Here is a 20,763-nt window from a genome sequence, read left to right as displayed (position 1 = left end):
CCGACAAACCCACCGAGAACGAAGGGCTCGAACTAGCCGCCTAAACTCCCACTGGTCTCATCCGCCTTGACAAGTTCCGGATCAGCAGTTTCGCGTTGCTCTTCTTCCAAATCGCGGAAGTGCATTATCCGATTTCTTATCTCACTAACTTGGTTTAGTTGATCCGCCATGACATTTCGCTCGTAGCCGCCTTCAAGCAAAGCCCAGACGTCAGGCGTCACGAGCAATGTTACGAGCTCTCCAAACGCGAGGCCGGCGACATTCCCGTCGAACGGCTCAGCCATTTTCAGGATCAAAGTGACACGTTCGACATCGAGATGCGCTCTAGCGAGACAGTCCGCGATGAGATCTCGCATCATTCGCTCGCATTCAGCCACGCTCAAGAAGGGCCCCGCGAGATCCGCGAGAGCGTCGCCAAGATCAGCGCTAGTAACAATCCCCGAAATGTCCCCTTCGGGATTTACAACGAGGACATACCCGTCGCGGTTGATCACGGGAATGGCCTCGAGCAGATCCGAGTCGAGCGGAACCGACTTGATCGAGACGTCAATGCAGTCGATAAGGGCTGCCTTGCTGTTGCGGAGAAGCGCGCGGCCGATGGTGGCCCAACTCACGACTCCAATTGGTCGCGTGCCTCTTCCTCGAACCACTGGCAGCTGCGAGAAGTCATGTACTTCCATCAGCGTCCGCGCGCGATCAAGCTCATCAGTTTCTTTGACCGTCACAACTGGTTGGACCTTCGATGCCGGAATATATGCGACGTTGAGCCGAACTCGATCAATGGAAGTCATCTCTCAATTCTGGCGTGTTAGTGACCGCGGTGGGCACATCGTCGGCGCAGAAGCGAGATAGCCGCTAACATCCAGGCATGTCGAAGTCGAATGGGTCCACCAGGGACACCATGCCGTGACGCCCGCAGCTGTAGGCGATGTCGAGACCGGCGTCCGGGGTGATCAGCAGGGCGTCGAACTCGACACCGCACTTCGTGCATACCGGGACCGGCCATGGGAACTCGGCTTCAGGCACCCGTGACCGGGGCTCGGGCCGGTGGCACTTTAGTCAATCGCGCTCAGGCCTGTCGCAATCAGGGCAGTCGCGTTCCGGCAGCACCGGCGTCGACCAGCCCGGATCGCGATCGAGCTGGGTCACCCGACTAACCGACGTGGCGCCGAAACGGTCGCGCACCGCATCGAGCACCGAGTCGAGTCGCGCCCCGTCATCCCAGTCGATCGGCAGCTCGGGCTGGAGGCTGCCGGTGTGAGCCAGCTGCGACAGCGAGACCCCGACGAGGGTGATGCCGCGCTCCGCGATCTCTGACCGTGCACAGGCGAGCAGCTCCCGCGTGACGGCGAGAAGCACGCCGGTGCGGTCTGATGCCGGGTGTACGGTGTGTGATCGCGTGGCCTTCGCGAAGTCGCCGAAGCGGAGTCTCAGTACGACGGCGCGGCACACCCGGTCGCCGTCACGCAGTCGTCGGCCGAGCCGGTCGACGATCTGGGTGAGGATGAGGTCGACTTCGTCGGGGGAGCGCGGACGACTGCCGAGCGCGCGTTGGGACCCGATGGACGAGCTGCGGCGCGTGGCCTCGACGGGGCGTGGGTCCCGGAGCCGGGCCAGGTTGTGGAGGTGCGCCCCGGTCGTGCGCCCGAGCAGTCTCTCGGAGGTTGCGGCTTCCAACTCGGCCAGCTGTCCGACGGTGGTGATACCGAGCCGGTGCAGCTTCGCGGCGGTCACGGTGCCGACTCCCCAGAGTCGTTCCACCGGGAGAGGGTGTAGGAACGCCTGCTCCTGGTCGGGTTCGACCACGAGGAGCCCGTCGGGCTTGCTGACTGCGCTCGCGTCCTTGGCGAGGAACTTGGTCCTTGCGACCCCGACGGAGATCGCCAGCCCGACCTCCGCCAGAACCCGCTCGCGCAGTCGCACCGCCACTTGTTCGGGTGTCCCGGCGATGTACCGGAGCCCGCCGACCTCGAGGAAGGCCTCGTCGATCGAGAGCCCTTCGACGAGCGGTGTCGTGTCCCGGAAGATGGCGAAGACGTCTCGACTGGCTGCGGCGTAGGCGTCCATACGCGGGGGTACGACGAGTGCGTCCGGGCACAACTCGCGTGCCTGCCGGCCTCCCATGGCGGTGCGGAACACCGCGCGTTTCAGGGAGAATGAGTCTATGGATGCGATGCGTGAGCTGAACCTACAGTTTGGTTTCGGAGTTTTTCGTATTGAAACCGTTTCCGGCGCGGTCTACTTTGCGAGCCGAGCGTCGACGTCGGATGCTTGGTGGGTGAAGCGACTGCCACTGGCTGATGCCGCTCCGCTGTGGCTGGATCTCGGAGGCCCGGTCGCACGGTTTGAATGCCGGGTGGGGGAGCCAGCACGATTCGAGACAGAGGGCGGGTCAGCGAGTTCTGAGCTGACAGCGGTCAGCAGCCCGGTGGTAGCGATTCGTGAGCTACCGGTTGAGCTGAATGCCGCGGAGGTGGCTTTCCTCCGGGATTACGGCGGTGTGGATATCGACGAACTTACTGACGACACCGAGTATGAGGCAGCCGTAGAGAGCTACCGCCAGTTGGTTAAGGAGACACGCCCTGTGACGGTCAAAGAGCTCGGTGAGATTCTGCGCGTCTCCGGAGCGTCGTTCGCTTGGAGGGGAGAGGAGGGGCTCGCCCTCGTGATGAGCACGCCGCAGGAGGACCTCGCCGATGGTGAGGGGGTGTGGCTCACGCCGTGGGCGTGGCTGGCAGCTGGGTATGACCGTGGAGAGGTATTGATCGTATTGGAGAATGACATCGAGTGGTGAGCGCTTCTGTGCTTTTCGGAATCCGTATCCTATACAACGTCCGTATTGTATACAGCTGCCGTATAAGTTCGGGTGCCGGATAGCCTCCGGTTTGCAGCACGGCTAGTGCCGTGCTGAACGGAGGCTAACCCCGCGCATGGGTGTGATAACAAACACTCAAGCCAGGGAGAGGCCCCATGTTCACACTCGCTACCGAGTTAACCGCTGCTGAAGCGAGCGATGCCCTCGGCTTCCTCATCCTCGCTGGAATGGTTGTTGGGATCGTCGGGGTCATCGTCCAAGATGAAGCCGAGCGGGCCCGCCGATACGTAGGTCGCTTCGTGGCCAGCGTCGGGCTCCTCATGATCCTCGGCGGGGGCATCGGCGTGTGCCTGCCTCAGAACGCCCCTGATGCGGCACCGCAGCAGCAGCAGCAGCAGCAGCAGCAGTACTAGCACGTGGTGTAATTGCCGCCATGGATGACGAAATTCTTAGGATCACACCGGGTAGAGCTGATGGTGCTTATGAGGTTATCTGCGCCGATTTCAGTATTATCCACGTCGTTTGGCAAGCTGGCTGGCCGATTCTTCTGCACCGCTTCCCTATCTCAACCGGCAAATGGCTTTGGATCGACCGCACACCCGAAGAATTTGAATCGGTGCCAGAGATCGTCGTCGGGCAGCCGCTGATCATTAAAGACCCGCGAGGGAATTTTCGTACGGCGCCGGTGACAATCATTAACTTCCTCGAGGCTGACGAGGATTAGGGCGCTTTCGTTGCCGCGGTGTCAGCCCGCCTCTAGCGATGCAGGGCTGGCGAGTACACCGAGTACACCGAGTACACCTCTGTACACTGCCACGTTGCAGGGTTCGTGATCCGGAAAGGTGCAGGCCTGAGCCCGACGACTCTGTCGAATACCGCGACCGACAGTTAGATTCACGACTGTCGCAGTTGGCCAAAATGTATCGTGAGACTTGTACAAAATGTAGCGCGAGGCTCTTGGCACGCGCTCAGTCAGCCACAGATCGAAGATCCGCAGGTCTTCTATCAGACGCTCTCCCGCGGGCGATGATGCCCCTGTACCGCAGCTGACGTTCGGTGAATTACATGTTGAGTATGGAATGCATGGTTTACATGGAAAACATGGAAAACATGGAAAACATGGAAAACATGGAAGACATGGAAGACATGGAAGACATGGAAGACATGGAAGACATGGAAGACATGGAAGACATGGAAGACATGGAAGACATGGAAAACATGTTAAGAATGTCCTCGCTCATCGCGAGCGTGAAAAGCTGATGCTGCACTCGATTCCCCCGCTGAGCTACAGTCAAATTCGTGGTGAACAAGGATACAAACGGTGTGGGGCGGGGAGGGGGCATGACTGGTAGCGTGTGGCCGGCGCACACGACCGTTGTCGTTCCGTTTAAATCCAGTCTCATGTCAGGACCGACTGAGATCGCTGCGTCCTTGCCCCCGAAGATAGCCCGGCTCACATATTCGCCTTCACGAGCGTCTGCTCAGGTTCTTGCCGATGCAGCTGAGGCCATAACGGCTCTCGATTCCCGCGCCGGCCGAGTCCTCAGCCAATTCTTGGCCCGTAGCGAGTCCATAGCCTCGGCAAAGATCGAAGACATCGAAGTGAGCACCGAAGACTACGCCCGTGGGCTCGGTGGCATAGCAGCTTCGGAGAGCGCGGTAGCGATCGTGAATAGTGCCTGTGCCTTGCAGCTCATGGTCGACAGCGCCTCAGATGGTGTGATCACGCTGGAATCTCTGCTCGCCGGGCATCGGACGCTCATGGCCTCTGACCGTGTTCACGGCCGTTATGCCGGGGAATTCCGGACGATGCAAAGCTGGATCGGCGGTAGCTACTCGCCACGCAACGCTGTATATGTTCCACCGCCCGCCGCCGTCGCCCCCAGTTACATGGACGATCTGCTCGACTTTGTGAACCGTGACGATATTCCGGTGTTGGCGCAAGCGGCGATCGCTCATGCCCAATTCGTATCCATTCACCCGTTTACGGACGGGAACGGGCGCGTTGGACGTGCTCTGATCAACGCAATCATCCGCCGGCGAGGGCTCACAACACGCACCGTCCTTCCGATCTCAGCCACGATGGCCGCTCGACCGCAGGCATATTTCGATCTGCTGAGTCGCTGCCGGGAATCGCACGTCGACGAGTTTGTGATGAATGTAGCCCGGTCAGCGCAGGTGGTCTGCAACGCCGCGGCAGTGTCTGTTACTCAGATGAACGAGCTTCCACAGTACTGGGCAACTCTCTCGCAGCCGCGAGCAGGGAGTACCGCAGCGCGCATCCTCGCGATGCTACTCAGCGACCCCGTACTCACCGTACACAGCGCTGCACGCCTCTCTGGCCTCTCTCTGGGCAACGCACGCAACGCCCTCAATCGGCTCGAAGCTGACACGGTAATCGAGGAGATTACGTCCCGAAAACATGGTCGGGTTTGGGTCTCACCGGACGTTCTCGAGGAGCAAGATTCCTTCACGAGACGGGTTGCTGAGACTGCCATCTCGGATTTTTGAGGAAGCTTTTGCAGTCATTGGTCAACGCTCCTCGCGGAGCTCGTCCAAGATTTCTTCGGTGGTACAGGCAATTGTGTAGAGCGGTGCATCGGTGAATGTATCGCTGCCACGGCCCTGTTTGGGGTCTGCAACTCCGCCTTTTCCGGAGTCACGCCCTTGTTCGGATGAGCTGATTGCGTGTGTTTTGCTGACGTTGTTCGCACCATGAGCGTGGATTTTTCGAGCAATAACACTGTTCTAACATGCTGAGTAAGCAGACGGAAGGCGCCCGCGAAATTCTGAATGAGGTCGGAATTCGGATGTCAAGTAGCAAAGTCTCATGATCGTGTTGACCGAATCCGAACGAAAATTGCCTCCCGGCGGCCCCAGTGTTAATTCCTCAGCACGTGGCACCGGTTCCCGTCATCTGATGCGCTATGCCCGCCAAGCGAGCGACTGGAAGCTTCAATGGTTTCAAGTGCGTCAGATTGGCGTTGGAGGTTTCTCCAGGCCGGACTTGCGGGGTCTACGTCTCCTGCGCCCCCGTTGATCTTCGTTCACGCCTTGCAAAGCAGCCTGCGGACGCCGCGGGTGGATCAGGAGGAATCAGAAGGAGCTCGCGGACCGTCCCGCCCCGATTCCCGACGGTTTGCCCTACGCGAGAAGTGTCAGCTCCCCGATGAGCCCACACAGAAAATTCTCGTCCAGCGCGGACTGGCCCTTCCGTTGATAGTCCGTCAGCGAAAGTAGCTCCGCTCCAGAAATCAGCCGCACCTGACCGAGCGGGACGCAAAAAATCGAATTTGCCGGCGGCCCGTCATCGATCCGTTTCCTGGAAACCGTCCCAAGCCCAACCTTCACTAGAAGGTCACCGCACCGGGGTTCCGGATCGTTATCGGGCCGCCGGCCCTGCAACGTCCAAACGCGCTGGCCCTGCATTGTTCACGCTGCAAGCGTCGCTGGCACAGCATCGACGGTGGTCCGAGCACGTCGGCGCATACTGATAGCGAACCGGTATGTCACTATCGCAGAAATTACCTGAGGGAGGCACCCCATGACAGATCCGATTGAGCCTCGACGTGTTTTGTCTTCGAGTGAAATCGACGATCTTATGATCGAGATGGAGAAGGGCCAACAGCTCGGGGGTCACCATCCATCCAGTGAGGCGTTGGGCCGTGCTCGCCGTTTATTATCGGGCGAGATCACGAAAGAGGAAGCCTATCGGGAGATTTCTGAGAAATATTACGGGGAAGATCTCCGTGAGGCGCAGCCTGAATAACTTGGGCAGCGACCTCAGGCTTCATGCCCCGCAGCGGCCATGGCCGTCAACGCGGCCGTGGAGAGCTCAGGGGAGATGACGTTGTCGCTCAACACATCGCCGAGGTCGGCGGTGGGGCCGTCGACTCGTACCCAAGAATCCCAGATCGGGAGGTCCGGCATAGGATTCTGTTTCACCACGGGGAGAGCGACGCACGCTCAAATGAACTCGCTGTCATCCAAGCCTCCCGCAGCGAAGGCATGTGCGTTCGCACCTACTGATGTGTCGGCACGCGGAACGTTTCGGCTCGTCATCTCACAGAATTCTCTCGCATCGTCCTCTACTATTCTCATCTGATCCACGCGAAGTCCGTCACGTGCTCAACCTCTGGCGGCCCGTAACCTGCCCGCGCAACAGTGCGTAATCGAAACGAAAGGCGGTGGTGCCTATGAACGGCAGCGAATCAGCGCACGACCCGGTCGTCGTATACGACCTGATGTGGGAGGGAACAAGCCGGGTCGTGGGTGTTTACGCGTCACGGGTGACGTCTGGCGGCATTCAGGATCCGGCGGTCACAGCGATAAGCGAGACGTGGGAAGCGGCGGAGGCTGTTGACGCGCGAGATCTCAAAGCGCAGCAAGCTGCGACCGAGAAATTCACGCTGATATACGAGTCACTCACGGCTGAGTGATTCGTACGTTTCGAAGGTCTTGGATTGAGCGATTGCTTGCGGGGGAGCGTTGAGGTGCGGGCAGGGGGCTGGCTGCCGGCACATCTCCGGTGCATTTTCTTCGAGTGCGGGAATAGGCTTGCTGGATGCAGGGCATCGCGTGCAACGGCAGGGCAAGTGTGGCGTGACACCGTGCGCTCATTGGAGGTGTCTCCTATGAGCAAAGGCGCATGCACTGGGCGTCCCGAACGTAGACTCACGGGTATGGGCGAGATCCTGATTCGACGGGGCGACAACGCTTGGCAAGAACCGCCGAGATGGGCATACGACGATGAGTCCGACCTGCAGCAACTCCTCGCACGACACCCTCCCCTGATCCCTGGAGTCACGAGCGAGGCGACTACCCGTACTGAGTTCAACACCGACGTTGGGCCCGCCGACATCGTTGTTGTTGAGGCCAATGGCGACCTGACAATTGTTGAATGCAAGCTCGCGAAAAATCCGCAGGTACGACGGGAGATACTCGGGCAACTCATCGACTATGCGGGTCGGCTGTGGCAGATGGATATCCACGAGTTTGAGAAACGTTGGATGGCAGGCAATCGTCCTGCGTTGTTCGGCGACTCCTGGTTTGGCAACGCGGATTTCCGAGATTTGGTCGCCGCGAACCTTGTGCGTGGACGATTCCGACTAGTACTGGCGGTGGACGAGATCAATTTAGATCTGAAGCGCATGGTGGAATATGCAAACGTGATCACCACAGCAGAAACGTCGTTGATCGCCGTTGAGTACATTCGCTTCCAATACGACGACGTCGAGGTGTTGACGCCCCGCACCTATGGCCAAGACATCGCGGATGCAAAGGAGTCGAGGCTGAAGCGGTCAAAGAATATCTGGACTAGCGTCGACTACCGAAATTGGCTAAAGGACAATGAGCCCGGATCTGAGGCAGTTTTTGATGAACTTTCAGAACGACTCCACAATCTCGCCATCGTCTTTGAAGGCGGGCCGGGGATACGTCGCCCGCGGGCTCATTCTGTTTCTCGACGCCGCACGGAATTGCGCGACCACTTGCACTGTGGGCAACACAGCGAGGGTTGGTCGAACTGAATTTTGGTGACTGGGCCAAAGCCTGGGTCCTTAGAGGCGGCAGAGCCGCGGACATCCAAAGACTGAAGGAGAGATGGGTGAGGATTCACGACTTGCGGGAGACTATGCAGCCGATTATGGCAGCGAAGAATGAGCGAAAGTCGGTGACGCTTGGCACACTGAGCTCGTCAGGAATCTCCGAAATGGCCGACGCATTACGGGAATTCATTGAGGCCAAGGGCAATGAAATTGATCCGGCAGCGCCGAGCGTAGAAGCCGACGGAACAGACGACCGAATTTACGCGCAGGTGCCCGCCGAAAACGAAGAGGCGAATATTCGATCCCGAGAGGGCATCGCAGAGGTTTAGTTGGGCCCTCGTCTTGTGCTCTAACTCGCCCCGGTCGACGACGACCGCGTGTCCAATCGGACTAGTTAGGCTGGGCTTCAACACGTTGGTCTGCCCGTCCACCAGCTAAATGTAGACCAAGGAGATACCAGAATGAGCGTCGGTAAATCGGTGCGGCTCTTCCTCGCTGAAGGCACGCCAGGCGGGCTGTTGACTGCCGAAATCATGAACTGGACCGGACACGTCGTGGCAGCGCCCCGCTCCGACTTGGCTGGTCTCCTCAAGCGGCCGGAAACGAGTCGCACTGGTGTGTACATACTGATCGGTGACGACCCCGAGAGCCTAGGCGGTGCCCTCGCATACATAGGGGAGGGCGACGACATTAGCAAACGGCTATACCAACATGCACGGACCGAGGCGCCGAACGGCAAGGATTTCTGGGACCGGGCAATCGTTCTCACCAGCAAAGACAGCAATTTGACCAAAGCCCATGCGCGTTATCTGGAGAGCCGGTTCATCACGCTCGCCCAACAGGCCAAGCGGGCGCGACTGCTCAACGCCACAGCGCCGCCGCCACTGCCGTTGCCAGAAGCAGACGTCTCCGACATGGAGTATTTCATCGCTCAGGCCAAGATTGTTCTTCCGGTCCTCGGCGTCAATCTGTTCCGGTCGGCGGCCACGGCCCTTGAGACGCCCGCGAGCGATGCAACCATGACCGCCTCCTCTCACCGGTCTCCGCTCTTTACCTTGCAAAATCGGAAAGAGGCTTTGACCGCCTCCGCCGTCGAGGTCGACGGAGAGTTCACGGTCCTCAACGGGTCTGGGGCTCGACTGGTCGGAAATCCTAGTGACGACGGATACCTTCGCCTTCGAAAAAAGCTGGAACAGGACGGCACGATCATCCCATCAGAGGATGGCGCATCGATGCGCTTCGTCCGCGACCAGGTCTTCGCCAGTCCCAGCGCCGCAGCAGCAGTAGTCTCCGGGCGCAGTACTGCGAACGGTCGAACCGACTGGAAAACGTTGGACGCGGGAATCAGTTACGGAACTTGGCAGAACCAAGGCATCGAGCAGGCTGTCGAGCCGCTTGAATCCTGACTTTTGCGCGCCACGTTGAGCCTGCCGTCGAACGCCACGAGAACAAAAGCGGTCAAGTCTCAATGCAGAGGTAGGTCGTTGGGGTCGCTGACCATCACCGGCATCGGTGTATGGCTCTCAAGCCAACTCTCCAGCACTCCAGTTGTCACCGGTTACTTCGTTGAGGCGACCGAACTGCTCGACGTGCACCACGTCGCAATCGAGTGGGAGGAGCGGTAGCCCGCGGCCTGCGGCCAGCGCAACCGGGAAAGGACGGACCGATGCCGCCCTCGATCTGATTCTCGACTGCGATAGCAAGACGATGACGGATGCCGTCTACACGGCGTGGCGGACGGGCATCCGCTTGGATAAATCGGCGGTGCTGGCCAATGACTTGAACGAAGCGGGCGCGGCGCCGAACGTGAGTGCTCGCGCGAATGACTTTCGACGGCGGCGACTCGGTCATCACGCCGCGCAACGACCCCGCGTTTTTACGCATCGCGTGAGTATGTGCGCACTTGTTTGACCTGTCGCGAAAGGAAAGCCCGCCAACGCACGTCACCTGCGACAGGCTGAGGACCGCGTTAGGGTCACCACTACTCAAGCCGACGACATGACTTTTGACGAACTTGATAACCGGATTGTTTGAAGTACGTGGCAGTGGCGCGAACTGGACTGTCCCGCGACACTGTGCAATCTCGGTTGACGGCACAGCCGGCCGCTGAGCCCACGCATAGGTGCCTATGAACGGATACCCGTTCACTGCGAAACGTCGGCAGACCCCGGGCGTTTAGAAATGGGTTCGACCATGGCCAGCAATCCTTCACATCACGTATCGTCAATCCACACATCCACCTCAGGCGCGAGGGACGTGGAGACCGTCACCGACGTGACGGGCGAGGCCGTCGTGCACGTTCAACTGCGCGTGGATCCGACACCGGGGTGGTATTTCAAGCGTAATATCCATGCGGCTGGTTTTGTTGAAGGGCGTGACGCCTGCGAAGAGTGCAACACGCCGCGTCGCGTTGAGGTTAGTTTCGCAATGCGAGTTTTCGACCTCAGCAGTCCTTCACTGGCCGTCTTAGAGACCGCATCAGTTCAGGACGGGATTCACATGCTTCCGTACAGCCTCCGGTACGAGAGCGACCTCGACTACGGGGACCTCATTGATTCTGGCAAATTTCCGAAATGGAAAGGCGACCACTGGTTCCCGGGCGGAACACTCGAGGAGTTTCGGGCGACGCGCACGGAATACTTCACTCAGGGTTGGGAGGTGTACGGCGGGCAGAATCAGCGGCTGTACACACCTGCTGGATTCCTCAACCGCATGGCGGCACGCAACGCTGCTGGCGGATGGCACCTCGCTCCGGCATCGCGGCAGCGGCTCGGCTGACAGATTCGTCGGCGGCGGTATTTCGTGAGCTGACATGCGGCGCCCGGCTCGAGGTGGCAGGGTGCCCGTCCACTTGGCAGGCGTTACTTCGCAGCTCGCTCGCGCAGCGATCGTATCCGCACAAGGTCCCGGGCGGCGCTGACAGCACGGGGATCATCGGGTCCGAACTCGGCCTCCCAAATTGGCACTACCTCCTCGTAAATGGCTATGGCGTCCACGAAATTGTGGCGTAATGCCATGACATCCGCCAAGCTCTCGCTACTCTGAAGAAAATGAGGGTGCTCTCGCCCTTGGGCTACTGCGAGACCGGCTCGAACTACCCTGAACGCGGCTTCCGCACCCTCCAGCTTGCCGGAATTCCATAGAACATGCGCGAAATTATTGTGCGAGGTTAACCGGTTGGCATCCGTTGGTGCGAGGTGTTCGACCTGATCAGCTATGAGCGCCGTGTACTCCTCGATCGCATCATCCGATCTGCCGTTCTTATTGAGCGCGAAAGCGAAGTCGTTGCGCACGAGCATGCTGTCGCGGTGTTCTCTCCCCAGCACGCGGTCCTGATCGGCACACAGATCTCGATACATTTGCAGTCCATCCTTTGAGCGACCATCAGCCATGATCGCCTCCGCGAGATTTGACCGGACGAAAAAGGTGTCTGGGTGCTCTGGCCCCTGAACCCTTTCACTGTCATGGAGCAGCGCGACAAGTGCCGCGATCGCATCTCGGGGTTTGCCCTCGGTAGTGAGCGCCCTGCCCAAGGTGTTGCGCAATCTCAGGGTGCCAGGGTGGTCGGCGCCGAGGACTCGGTCGAGATCGGCGCGCAACGTTCGGAGCATCGCGAGGCCGTCGCCCTCATGACCAGAAGAGCGCACAGCGGCCGCCTGCCCGTGCCGCGCCGCCAGCGTCGCTGGGTGATCTCGTCCGTAAACACGCTCGTCGTCGACTAGCAGCGACGTGAACAGAACGGCCGCGGGGCCGGGGCGGCCAGAGCTGAGAGTAGTGAGCGCTAGCGCGTGACGCGCGGATAACACTGCCCGGCTGTCCTTGCCCTTCTCTTGTTCCAGCTCTACGAGCAGCGCGCGCCACTGCGCAATAGATACGTCAAAGTTGCCAGTATCCGAGATGGCCTGTGCCAACGTGAGGCGCGTGCCAAACGCATCCGCAGGGTCCGTATTCTCGGAATTGTAGCGATCTTCAAGGAGAGCTTCCATGAGCGTCACCGCGTCAGATGCCCTCCCGACCCCGCACAGAGCAATCCCCATCGCGTCCCTAGCCTCGAAGAGATCTTCTTCTGTGTCGGGCGTAGGCGATGAAGAACACCGCTCGATAATGACCGTGAGCTTGTCGACTGCCAACGAGTGACTGCCCATACGGGTGAGGGCGGCAGCCGTGTGCAGCATTATCTGCCTGGAGTCGTGTTCGGAGAGGGCCAACCCGCGAGCCTCTGCACCTTCCCCGAGTCGAACTATCTCACTCTGTTCGCGCGGAAACTCCACTAGGTAGCGCATCATCGTCAGGGTTGCGGTCGCGAACAACGACGAACTGACGACGCTGATCTTCTCATCGTCCTTCGCGAACGCTAAAACCAGCCGTGCCGCGTAGATGAGGTCCTCACCAACCGGAGCGCTGTCGGTTTGCCCGTCGAGCCGACCAGCGGCCGTGGTCAGGAGCCTAGTTCGCATTTCAAGGCGAGTTTCTTTACGGAGCTTCGTGCTCGTGGCGGCGACCGCCAGTTGGGTGGTTTCATGAAACTGACGCAGGGATGCCGCGAGTTCACGAATCCACGCATACTGCGCAGCGTCATTACCCAGCGCCTCGACGAGAACGTCGGCGTCGGCAAAATCCGCGGCAGCCAACGCCTCGAGCAGAACGGAGTTGTCCCACGCCGAACTGGAAGAAGCATCGCCGGTGATCACAGAGGGGATGCCCAGAGTTGCCATTGACAAGGACCGTCGTGTCATGAGGGGCAGCCGGTCCCAGAGCAGCCGATAGAGGTTCGCGACTCCCTCCGGTAGCTCGCCTATCTCGTCGTCGTCCAGGTTAAATTCCGCGGCCGCGTCAATCTCCTCACGATAGGACAGGAGGATCAATTCGATCTCCAAGGGGACCGTGTATTTCTGCACAAGCAGTCGGCGGGTCCGATCGTCGACGTTCTGGTAGTAGTGCGCAAAGAGGATGCTCAGATCATCCTCAGCCAGAGGCCCAAGTGAAGCACCGGCGATAAACGGTGCTGGAATCTCTTTGTCGTTATGGTCAATTCGAATAACGCGATCGCCTGACTGTCGAATCGCGTCGTTGAGGGCGGTATTTTGCTCCAGAAAACCGGGCCAGCCGCTACTGACGACTAAAATCGGGCAATCACTGCGCACGAGACGTGCAATGAGTTCCAGCAATACTGCGTCGGCATCGTGTATGTCTTCAATGAAGAGGACCATGGGGAGGTCAGGGATCGCCAAATGCGTGAGTGCACGATACGCGGTGTCCACGATGTCGCCATGGCTTTCTTCTATTACGCCGGTGCCGTTAACGAGCTTTCGCCGGGCGGCTGCTTCCTTTCCGGCTTCAACGCCAGCCCTGACGGTTGAAACGAGGAGACCGGAGAGGGGAATTGCAGCGCCGAGCACCTGCTCGAGAGCGCTGCTGAAAATCTCACCCTTGACCTCGCCCCCAACATCGGTCACGAGACCAGTAATGAAGTCGCTGTTCTTCTTGAGGAAGTTGGAGTTGTTCCTCAAGGCCGTCTTCAGGAATTCCTCGTGCCCGCGAAAGATGCTGAAATCCTCCACCAGCGCGGTTGACGGAGTGCCGTTTCGCAAAGAACAGGCGATACCCCACCAGAAGAACGACGGAATACTCTGCGCCACATGGGTGAAGGTCGGGTTCACGCGTTTGCGGCGTTCCAACACATCGAGTTTTTCAGGTGCCTGGTTAGTCGAAGTCAGTATTGACGAAGGCCAGTATTCGGGAGACTGCTGTCGAAGAGCGGCCAGCTGGCTGAAGAACTCCGTCGCGACACGAGTCTTTCCCCACCCGGTCGGCGCTTCCAATGAAACCCAAGCGGGTGTGGATGTCCTTTTCACCTGGTCGAACGTTGCTAGCAACCCATCAACCAGTAGCTCACGACCCCTGCCAACAAATTTTGGCTCCGAATTGCCGGTCTTGGTCGTCATACTGTACTCCCCCGAGTATTACTTCGTTTCGCAGCTCAAAGTCATGATGACCATTTTCCAGAAGGTCACGTCCCGCCGGATAGTGGAATTGATCATCACCGTGCGGGTCAGCTCATTCGATTATGCAGGAATGAGCTCGGGAACAACAATCACCCCCATTCCAGGCGCAGGCGTCGGGCTGCTCAGTGCCGTATTCAAGGCGTCTTACTCGGGCATGGAGTCTTTGGAGTAGTGGCGTCGCGCGCGGACTTCGTACTCGCAGTGCGGCTCATGCCCCAGCAAGGCGGAGCCGTGCAGCCGCGTTGGAGAACACACCGACGACGTCGGCCCGGCGCTGGCTCCCAGCCTGCGGCCGGAGGAAGTGTTTGGGTCCTGTCTTTGGACCGCGACCACGCGCGGGTCGGCAAGCATCGGAGGGCCCACCGATGCCGGGCACGTGATCCAGTGGTAATCCGGGGGAAAGCAGCGCCGATAGCGAGGCTGAGAGGGAACATCTGTGTCAGTTTGCTTGGGTGAGGTCGAGCGAGAGCGTCCCCGCGAAGGCCGGAATGCCTCGCTGGCCTATGTCGGTTCGTCGTGCTGGACCCGTTCGTTAGAAACTCGCTCAGGTGGTGCCAGCTACACCAGCGACACTACAAACGTCAAAGTCGTCACGGCCGGTGGGGGAGGAGCGTGCACGAGCTGGTTGTGCTCTTTCGGGCTCGCCGACACCTCCTGGATTGTTGCGGAACGCGACTTCGCGGTCGCTGAAGCAGCCGGCCGCCGTCGCCACGCATAGAGACCTCTGAACGGGCGATCCGTTCACTGCGAAACGCCGGCAGACCTCAGGCGTTTGAAACGAGTTCGACCATGACGAGCATCACCTCACATCCCACCATCGCTTTGCACCAGTCGAGCCTGGTCGTAGTTGACCCGACATGGGTTCCGTGGAACGGACGGGAGACGTGGCGCCTTGGTTTTCGGTCCGAGTTCGAAGGAAGCCTCGACACGGACCTGCTCACGGACGGCGAAATCTTCGCGGGAGCGCAGCGTTACGCGCAGTACTTGGCTGATTTCGCTTCTGAGGTTGGTGTGTGGGACGAACGTAGACAGGCGTACCTGGTGCCGGCTGAGTTCCCGGACCAAGACAGCGATTGTGACCTCCGAGGTGAAGCCTTCGAGGAGTCTTTCGAGGCGGCGGACGTGCGTGTTCGAGAGTTCGTGGGTCGCACCGTGGTTTATGCGCAGACGCTCGGTCGTGACGGTTTCACAGTTGAGGTGGACGATTTGGTCGACCACGGCAGCACAATCTGTGCGCGGGTCACGGTCCGCGCTCCGAACGGTGAGGTCATCGGTGGTTCAGCGCAGGCGTGCGATGAAGACATCATCTTTCTCGTGGTGCTGGATTTCTATGCGGATGACGTTCCGGGGATGGCCGACAGCGAAGCGCGCATCAACGCGTTCTACGAGGCGCAGCGCGAGGCGTGGGCCTCGGCTCCGGAGGACTGAGGAGCCCGCCAGCTCGCGTTTGGACTCGAGCGCCCAGCCGTGCAAAAGCAGCACGCATAGACATCGTTGAACGCAGCCATTCCGGCGGCATTATCTCACAGTTCCGACCGAAAGGGTCACAATGCACACCCCCGCCAATTTAGATTCCGTCCTTCAATCCTCCGAGAGCACGGTCACGAATTCACATCCACGTGAAAACCCTAAGGAGAGTGTTGTGGTCGTCGAACAAACGAACACCCTCCAGCCCCTTAGCGAGAAGAGCGAGACTGCCAGACGTGATGAATCACAGGCGATTGCTGCGCCGGAATTTCCTGACCCGGATGCCGCGGCTGTTGAATCACTCACGGACCTTATGAACCTCGACGATGATGAGGCGGCTTGGCTGCTGGCCCGGTTCGAGAAGGGGCGCCGGGTTCGCGTTCGGATAGACATGACGTTCAGCGAGCGAGAAGCGGTGACCGATGACGATGAGGAAAACGAGGACGAGGACGAGGAAGAACCAGAGCAGCCCGAGGGAACGTGGCCCGACAGCTCCATGACCGTCACCCTCGAAGGCCCGCATGGCGACCTCGGGTCATTCTCGATTGATGCATGCATCCCCGAGGACGACGGAGACATCGAAAACCCGTTTGACGCCGACGGAAACCTGATTGACGACTACGTCAACACCGACGAGCGGGAATTCCCATTCGGCTTCACCAACGCAGGACGGGAAGATGCCTCCACTAGCTCAGAATGCTCCCGCTTCTACTACCTGAACGCCTACTGAAGCTCGCTCCGACAGCCCGTTGCGTGGGCGTCGAGACTGCGCAACGGGTGTCTGGAGTGGGGAGCCTATGCCATCTCCGGCGGGGTCGAGGTGGCTCTGGAGGCTACAGATACTTCTGACCAGGAACGCCACGTCTGGAGACTTTGCAGCGCTCGCGCACGTCTGCTTACAAGGAAGCGGACCAGACCGACCCTTTAATCGGGCCATCAGCGACTTGCAGGCCACGCGAGTAAACAATCACCTCCACGGCCTGGAATCGTGAGAGAAACCGTCATCCTTTCTGCCTCGTCGCATGGGAAATAGACTCGTCCGACAGAGGCCTCGGCTCGGATGGAACTGCCGCATCTGGCTGCCGATATCACCTGCTTTAAGAGAGCCTCACTGACGCGGATTCTCCGTGCTCACAAACAACACCTGAGATGAGGCGGCCGTTTGGGACCGGCCACCTCATCCTCCGCCGCTACGGCGCAGTCCGGCCCAGAAGATTCTCGACTCTGGCGCGTCGATTGTGTTTCCTGAAGTGCGTGAGCGGAACGGCTGGCGGCTCAAGGTTTGACTTTGCCTATGGAAAACAGGGATATGTCCTCGCTGTGACGCCGAGGTCATGACGACTCCTGGGAGTGGTGAATGGGCGTTCACTGCAAAGAGCTGAAGTTCAGACTGGCGTTCGTCGGCCTTGTATCGGGCGCTGACGGGGATGTCGGAGGGTGTCGGTAATCTTCCAGTAACTAGATCGGGGAGAGATATGAGGCCGGGACTCGGGCGCGAGGTTGACGAAGCTTATAGAAACAGGGACTATCCGAGGCTGGAGCGAGCATTACGATCAAACTCGCTGGTCAACGAGGACAGTCCCATGCGTTGTCTGGTCTGGCAGGGGGGTAAGACTTCAGCTGGGTACGGCTACTTGCAGGCGCCGGATGGCAGGAACTTGCCGCTGTCTCGGCTCATGGGATATGCCTTCGCAGGATTTCCAGAACAACGCCGAGGGGATCATGTGGCCCACGCGTGTGCTGAAAGACTCTGCATACTTGGCCAGCACTTGAACGTCGTGACACCCCTTCAGAACTTCCAAGAGGGAGTTATCCGCAACTATCTGGATAAAAAAATTCTGGACTTGAGCGACGCATCGCCGCAGCACCTGGCGAAGCGTCGCTCTCCTGATTTGGTGCTCTGGAAGGCGGTCCAGGACATTCAAGTGCTTCGAAGTGGCGGTATGACGCAAAGAGCTGCAGTGAAAAAGAACGGCGTAATGCACCACAGCACCTACGCACGCCTGCGTCGGGAGTTTGATTCTGAAAACGTGAAGGGGTCGGAGCGCAGGAAGGGTTTAGAGACTTACATCAAGAACCGCGATTCGCACGGCATTCTCGCGTACGTGTCGAAGCGCGTCGATCGAGGTCCTGCGGCGCACGACGGATGTTGGATGTGGATGGGGCGAGACACCGGAGGTTATCCTTCGGCGGGGACAAGGCGCACGCATCGCTATCTCGCTCGCGTCATGCTTTGGAGCCAGAGAGGATTCCCAGGTGCTTACGCTGACTTTCCGAAGGTGCTCCACCAATGCGAGAAAGCAATGTGTCTGAACCCGGAACACTTGCGTGACGCCACTGCTTACATAAGACTCATCCATCCAGATTTACTGGCGCCGCGACTCGCCAAGATACAAGAGTCCGGCGGCTCGGTGTGATCATTTGCGTCGGCGCGATCTCGGGTTGCCGTTGAATTCTGCAATTTCTCTTTGGTGTAGTAATCGTGCACAACTGCGGAACACTTTGGACCGCTGATGCGGACGGACGGACGGACGGACGGACGGACGGACGAGCGCCGAAGCAGACCAGTGATGGCGCTCCAGCTCAGGCCGAAGTGAGGCCAACACTCAAGAAACTCGCAGAATCGCCCAGAGGCCACACCGCCAGCAAATCGTTCAACTATTCGACGCGGAAGAAGTCCACGTTTTCCGCGAGCCCGTCTGAGAAGCGTGAGCCGTCACCTCTGACCCCGGTGACGATTGTTTCGATCCTGGGTCGGCAGACGTATTGCAATACGCCACGTGCTTCCCATTCAGGGTCGCCGGAGGCGAACCCTGCGGCCGTGAGCGATTTCTGCACTCTCGGGCCACTATCTTCGAGTCGGACTTGTCGGTCGCTCTGGTGTCGGTTCGTTGCGACGCCGGTGACGCTTCGTTCGGGAAGGATTGGAGATTTTCAGACTTTGACGGGGATTCAGTGACCTCGGCCGCGCCATACACTGACGACGAGATAGTGAATAGGAACACGGGGGAATTTTGATTGAGTTGACCAATATTGCGGGGGAGTGGGGCGGAGCCGGGACCATCAACGGTTATCACGCGGGTATCTTGGCGGAGCTTACGTCCTCTCCTTGGAGCCTTCTGGCGTTTATCGCACTTGTCGTGCTGGTTGTGGGCCTCGCCTGGGTCTTGTTCATCGTCATGCGTTGGCGAATTGTGAGCGGTGCGAGTCAGGCGCTCAAACAGCTTGAGGACTTGAATTCGACGTGGCGGATATCTGTTGCTCGTCGTTCGCCAATACGGCTCCGGTGCAGACCGTCAGTCGATTCCAAGTCGAAATTCGACCGATTCGATCTTCCTGCGCGGATGAGTATTAGCATCCTCGAAGACGAACTATCGATCGAGCGGGAAATCTCGCTGCGGTTACAAGCGACAGGGCAGTTCACGAAGTATCAGCACGACTTCGAAGCCCTTCAGTATGGATTGCTTGGCAGAAGCAGCCACCCACGTTTCAGCGACGAACGATTCGGGGCGATCGAGCACAAGCTCTTTTTGCGCCGGAAGCTGGCCTACCCAACCCCAAAGGCAAAGGTCACGACGACGGTCAGCTACACGAGCCCGAAAGGGAGGAACTCATACTCGAGCAAGCTTGAATGGGACTTCGACCAGCTTCGGGAGGCGCTCGTCGCCGCGCAGGATGCCCGAGCGCACCAGTCGACAGCTGGGGCGTTGCGTCAGCGTGAGCGAAACCTCATGACTGCCGGGCTCAGAACAAAGATCCTGAGACGGGACGGCTTCCGGTGCCGTATGTGCGGCGCGTCACCTGCCGATGGGATTACGTTGCACATTGATCACATCACGCCGGTGAGCTTGGACGGTCGAACAGTGCCGGAGAACCTGCAGACGCTGTGCCAAGCCTGCAACCTCGGGAAAAGCAATCACTTCATCGGGTGAATTCGGGCGCGTTGACGTGCTTACTCATGTTCGAGTGCGAACGGACGAATGTCCGCGAATCGTGCCAAGCCTTGGCGGGCAACGAGTTCGACGATGCGAACCACCAGGCACGTTTTGCGTTGGGTGTACGCCGAATTATCCATCCCTTTGAAGAGAACCGTTCCCTAGTCGATTGGTGCCGTGCCGTTTGGGGCGCTGGCGAACGCGCTTCTCAAGCACGACTGTTTGGTTAGGTTGGACGACCCAGAGCGCAGCAACAAAGGTCCGAGCACGGTCTTAGTTCATGTGGTGAACGAGGCTCCGCATTATGTAGGCGTCGATGTCCGATAGCCGGTAGCCGATTTTCCCGCCGAGCTTGATGTAGTCAGGCCCGCGATGTTCAAAACGCTGTTGTCCCAGGGTTCTCGTGGTGGTCCCAAGAAGGTCCGCGGCTTCCGCTGGGGTTAGCAAGGGTCGTCCGGAATCGAGGTTGATAGGGGCTGGGGTTGGGGGAGATGCGATGCGTGCCATAACTGCTCTATGCGTGTCCTTCGACGCCGGGTGCGCCCTGGCGAGATTTGGGCGCAGACGAACGCATGCGCAGACTGATTCAGAGCCGAACCGGTCGCCCCTATGCCGGTGTTGTATGGCTTTTTGCATGAGGCGCCCCTCGTCGCCAGGGTGAAAGCGGTCTCCTAGGGAACGTGCGGAAGTCAACGTCCCTGCCGAGAGCGGGTCGCGCTTGTTACGGGAAGGCGTATTTGGGTACAGACCCGAAAGGCCTCGGGACACAGTCGATGAGTCCGGTCAAGACGGGGAGGGCACTTTGGCGAGATGGTAGACAGCCATTGCTCGCAGGCACCGGCTCCCACCCTGCGCGCTGCCAGCCAATTTATGTGACCCTGCTCTCGACTGCCAAGTGCCGCCACGTGGGCGGTCGGAACTTGTCAAGGCGGATGAGACCAGTGGGAGTTTAGGCGGCTAGTTCGAGCCCTTCGTTCTCGGTGGGTTTGTCGGCT

The 20,763-nt window shown here is 59.4% G+C and carries 21 protein-coding genes; 17 read left to right on the top strand and 4 right to left on the bottom strand.

From position 1 onward, the window contains the following. Positions 1–32: 32 nt before the first annotated feature. Entirely contained in the window at positions 33–791 is a 759-nt protein-coding gene (locus tag CXY74_RS00490; RefSeq protein ID WP_104198607.1) for an HPP family protein, read from the bottom strand. 268 nt (positions 792–1,059) lie between these two features. Continuing rightward, positions 1,060–2,151: a DNA polymerase IV gene (locus CXY74_RS00485; RefSeq protein WP_255409502.1), complete on the bottom strand. Its 1,092-nt coding sequence runs from the start codon at positions 2,149–2,151 to the stop codon at positions 1,060–1,062. 13 nt (positions 2,152–2,164) lie between these two features. On the opposite strand from CXY74_RS00485, the gene CXY74_RS00480 reads away from it, so the two are divergent. The 6 genes from CXY74_RS00480 to CXY74_RS00450 all read left to right on the top strand — a co-directional run bounded on the left by CXY74_RS00480 (position 2,165) and on the right by CXY74_RS00450 (position 6,584). Then, positions 2,165–2,794, top strand: a complete 630-nt coding sequence (locus tag CXY74_RS00480; protein ID WP_104198606.1) for a hypothetical protein — start codon at positions 2,165–2,167, stop codon at positions 2,792–2,794. A 176-nt stretch (positions 2,795–2,970) separates the two neighbouring features. Then, positions 2,971–3,228 (top strand): hypothetical protein, encoded by a 258-nt coding sequence (locus tag CXY74_RS17210; protein WP_146069985.1) that lies wholly within the window; start codon positions 2,971–2,973, stop codon positions 3,226–3,228. Positions 3,229–3,248: 20 nt separating this feature from the next. Then, positions 3,249–3,539, top strand: a complete 291-nt coding sequence (locus CXY74_RS00470; RefSeq protein WP_104198604.1) for a hypothetical protein — start codon at positions 3,249–3,251, stop codon at positions 3,537–3,539. A 359-nt stretch (positions 3,540–3,898) separates the two neighbouring features. Continuing rightward, a complete protein-coding gene (locus tag CXY74_RS17820; RefSeq protein WP_233193069.1) occupies positions 3,899–4,075 on the top strand; it encodes a hypothetical protein in 177 nt (58 codons plus the stop codon). 81 nt (positions 4,076–4,156) lie between these two features. Further along, a complete protein-coding gene (locus CXY74_RS00460) occupies positions 4,157–5,326 on the top strand; it encodes a Fic family protein (protein WP_104198602.1) in 1,170 nt (389 codons plus the stop codon). 1,033 nt (positions 5,327–6,359) lie between these two features. Further along, positions 6,360–6,584: a hypothetical protein gene (locus CXY74_RS00450; protein WP_104198600.1), complete on the top strand. Its 225-nt coding sequence runs from the start codon at positions 6,360–6,362 to the stop codon at positions 6,582–6,584. Positions 6,585–6,598: 14 nt separating this feature from the next. Here the strand turns inward: CXY74_RS00450 and CXY74_RS17405 are convergent, their stop codons facing one another. Beyond that, on the bottom strand, positions 6,599–6,745 hold the full coding sequence (locus CXY74_RS17405) for a hypothetical protein (protein WP_158252250.1): 147 nt from the start codon (positions 6,743–6,745) through the stop codon (positions 6,599–6,601). 266 nt (positions 6,746–7,011) lie between these two features. On the opposite strand from CXY74_RS17405, the gene CXY74_RS00445 reads away from it, so the two are divergent. From CXY74_RS00445 to CXY74_RS00425, 6 genes are all read left to right on the top strand, one after another. Continuing rightward, a complete protein-coding gene (locus CXY74_RS00445) occupies positions 7,012–7,254 on the top strand; it encodes a hypothetical protein (protein ID WP_104198599.1) in 243 nt (80 codons plus the stop codon). A 243-nt stretch (positions 7,255–7,497) separates the two neighbouring features. Next, positions 7,498–8,343: a hypothetical protein gene (locus tag CXY74_RS00440; protein WP_104198598.1), complete on the top strand. Its 846-nt coding sequence runs from the start codon at positions 7,498–7,500 to the stop codon at positions 8,341–8,343. A gap of 77 nt (positions 8,344–8,420) precedes the next feature. Further along, positions 8,421–8,690: a hypothetical protein gene (locus CXY74_RS00435; RefSeq protein ID WP_146069984.1), complete on the top strand. Its 270-nt coding sequence runs from the start codon at positions 8,421–8,423 to the stop codon at positions 8,688–8,690. A gap of 132 nt (positions 8,691–8,822) precedes the next feature. Beyond that, entirely contained in the window at positions 8,823–9,767 is a 945-nt protein-coding gene (locus CXY74_RS00430) for a GIY-YIG nuclease family protein (RefSeq protein WP_104198596.1), read from the top strand. Positions 9,768–9,845: 78 nt separating this feature from the next. Beyond that, entirely contained in the window at positions 9,846–9,986 is a 141-nt protein-coding gene (locus CXY74_RS17400; RefSeq protein WP_158252249.1) for a hypothetical protein, read from the top strand. 631 nt (positions 9,987–10,617) lie between these two features. Beyond that, positions 10,618–11,139 (top strand): hypothetical protein, encoded by a 522-nt coding sequence (locus CXY74_RS00425; RefSeq protein WP_104198595.1) that lies wholly within the window; start codon positions 10,618–10,620, stop codon positions 11,137–11,139. 83 nt (positions 11,140–11,222) lie between these two features. On the opposite strand, the gene CXY74_RS00420 is transcribed toward CXY74_RS00425, so the two are convergent. After that, entirely contained in the window at positions 11,223–14,306 is a 3,084-nt protein-coding gene (locus tag CXY74_RS00420) for a tetratricopeptide repeat protein (protein ID WP_146069983.1), read from the bottom strand. On the opposite strand from CXY74_RS00420, the gene CXY74_RS00415 reads away from it, so the two are divergent. The 5 genes from CXY74_RS00415 to CXY74_RS00395 all read left to right on the top strand — a co-directional run bounded on the left by CXY74_RS00415 (position 14,296) and on the right by CXY74_RS00395 (position 19,765). Beyond that, positions 14,296–14,538: a hypothetical protein gene (locus tag CXY74_RS00415; RefSeq protein ID WP_146069982.1), complete on the top strand. Its 243-nt coding sequence runs from the start codon at positions 14,296–14,298 to the stop codon at positions 14,536–14,538. The two genes, CXY74_RS00420 and CXY74_RS00415, sit on opposite strands and share 11 nt — an antisense overlap. A gap of 617 nt (positions 14,539–15,155) precedes the next feature. After that, the gene (locus CXY74_RS00410; protein WP_104198592.1) at positions 15,156–15,794 is read left to right on the top strand and encodes a hypothetical protein; all 639 of its coding nucleotides are present in this window, start codon (positions 15,156–15,158) and stop codon (positions 15,792–15,794) included. 121 nt (positions 15,795–15,915) lie between these two features. Then, on the top strand, positions 15,916–16,563 hold the full coding sequence (locus CXY74_RS00405) for a hypothetical protein (protein ID WP_146069981.1): 648 nt from the start codon (positions 15,916–15,918) through the stop codon (positions 16,561–16,563). A 1,039-nt stretch (positions 16,564–17,602) separates the two neighbouring features. Then, complete coding sequence (locus CXY74_RS00400; protein ID WP_146069980.1) at positions 17,603–18,250, top strand: hypothetical protein; 648 nt, start codon at positions 17,603–17,605, stop codon at positions 18,248–18,250. A 597-nt stretch (positions 18,251–18,847) separates the two neighbouring features. Next, positions 18,848–19,765: an HNH endonuclease gene (locus CXY74_RS00395; RefSeq protein WP_199183094.1), complete on the top strand. Its 918-nt coding sequence runs from the start codon at positions 18,848–18,850 to the stop codon at positions 19,763–19,765. Positions 19,766–20,763: the final 998 nt, after the last annotated feature.

Origin of the sequence: Cryobacterium sp. Y29 (assembly GCF_002929825.1) — a bacterium.
Taxonomy (GTDB): domain Bacteria; phylum Actinomycetota; class Actinomycetes; order Actinomycetales; family Microbacteriaceae; genus Cryobacterium.
Note: the sequence above shows the minus strand (reverse complement) of the source record. Positions and strands in the feature narration are given on the sequence as shown.

Excerpts from the sequence above, each read along its gene's own strand:
- CXY74_RS00480 (WP_104198606.1), top strand. The coding sequence starts at position 2,165 with ATGGATGCGATGCGTGAGCTGAACCTACAGTTTGGTTTCGGAGTTTTT.
- CXY74_RS00450 (WP_104198600.1), top strand. The coding sequence starts at position 6,360 with ATGACAGATCCGATTGAGCCTCGACGTGTTTTGTCTTCGAGTGAAATC.
- CXY74_RS00460 (WP_104198602.1), top strand. The coding sequence starts at position 4,157 with ATGACTGGTAGCGTGTGGCCGGCGCACACGACCGTTGTCGTTCCGTTT.
- CXY74_RS17210 (WP_146069985.1), top strand. The coding sequence starts at position 2,971 with ATGTTCACACTCGCTACCGAGTTAACCGCTGCTGAAGCGAGCGATGCC.
- CXY74_RS00405 (WP_146069981.1), top strand. The coding sequence starts at position 15,916 with ATGCACACCCCCGCCAATTTAGATTCCGTCCTTCAATCCTCCGAGAGC.
- CXY74_RS00470 (WP_104198604.1), top strand. The coding sequence starts at position 3,249 with ATGGATGACGAAATTCTTAGGATCACACCGGGTAGAGCTGATGGTGCT.
- CXY74_RS17405 (WP_158252250.1), bottom strand. The coding sequence starts at position 6,745 with ATGCCGGACCTCCCGATCTGGGATTCTTGGGTACGAGTCGACGGCCCC.
- CXY74_RS00440 (WP_104198598.1), top strand. The coding sequence starts at position 7,498 with ATGGGCGAGATCCTGATTCGACGGGGCGACAACGCTTGGCAAGAACCG.
- CXY74_RS00490 (WP_104198607.1), bottom strand. The coding sequence starts at position 791 with ATGACTTCCATTGATCGAGTTCGGCTCAACGTCGCATATATTCCGGCA.
- CXY74_RS00410 (WP_104198592.1), top strand. The coding sequence starts at position 15,156 with ATGACGAGCATCACCTCACATCCCACCATCGCTTTGCACCAGTCGAGC.
- CXY74_RS00430 (WP_104198596.1), top strand. The coding sequence starts at position 8,823 with ATGAGCGTCGGTAAATCGGTGCGGCTCTTCCTCGCTGAAGGCACGCCA.
- CXY74_RS00420 (WP_146069983.1), bottom strand. The coding sequence starts at position 14,306 with ATGACGACCAAGACCGGCAATTCGGAGCCAAAATTTGTTGGCAGGGGT.
- CXY74_RS17820 (WP_233193069.1), top strand. The coding sequence starts at position 3,899 with ATGGTTTACATGGAAAACATGGAAAACATGGAAAACATGGAAAACATG.
- CXY74_RS00445 (WP_104198599.1), top strand. The coding sequence starts at position 7,012 with ATGAACGGCAGCGAATCAGCGCACGACCCGGTCGTCGTATACGACCTG.